Origin of the sequence: Hansschlegelia beijingensis, from assembly GCF_045505405.1 — a bacterium.
In the GTDB taxonomy this organism is placed as follows: Bacteria; Pseudomonadota; Alphaproteobacteria; order Rhizobiales; family Methylopilaceae; genus Methylopila; species Methylopila beijingensis_A.
Map to the genome: position 1 here is coordinate 1 of NZ_JBJKEX010000723.1, position 548 is coordinate 548.

1 protein-coding gene is annotated in these 548 nt (G+C 66.4%); it reads right to left on the bottom strand.

All coding sequences use genetic code 11. The features are described from left to right. Positions 1 to 51 precede the first annotated feature (51 nt). Positions 52 to 548, bottom strand: a 497-nt coding sequence (locus tag ACIKT0_RS19820) for a transposase (RefSeq protein ID WP_407106953.1), incomplete at its 5' end; no start/stop codon positions are given.

Consider the following 548-nt stretch of genomic DNA (forward strand, 5'->3'; position numbering starts at 1 on the left):
ACCCACGGCTCGAACTGATCGCAGGGCGGGGGCGAGCGAAGCGTTGGGCTATTAGGCTGGGATCGGGCTCGGCGTCGGGACCAGCTTCGCCAGTTTCCTGAGGTTTTGGGCGGTGGCGGCAAGCAGGCACTCGTCTCGGGCTGCGCATGGTCCTCGAAGGCGTAGCCGGTCGAGCCGCAGGATGCGCTTGAGGTGTGCGAACATCATCTCGACCTTCTTCCGCTCGCGCCGGGAGACGACGTAGGCGTCGGTCTTCGCGATGTCCCTCGCCATGTCGCGAGCGCCCTCGTAGATCGAGCGAGGGATCTTCCGGGCCGGCGTGTTCGGGCAGCACTGCGGCTTCAGGGAGCAGGCGTCGCAGTCGAACTTGCTCGCGCGATAGCGGATCATGCCGTCCTCGTCGACGAGCGGAGCCGAGGTTCGGTAGACCCTCTGCCGGGGTCTCAGCTCCTTCCCGGCCGGGCAGGTGTAAAGATCGCGGGCGTGGTCATACGGGAAGTCTGAACGGCTGAACGTGCCGTCGGTCCGGGCGCTCTTGTCGAACACCG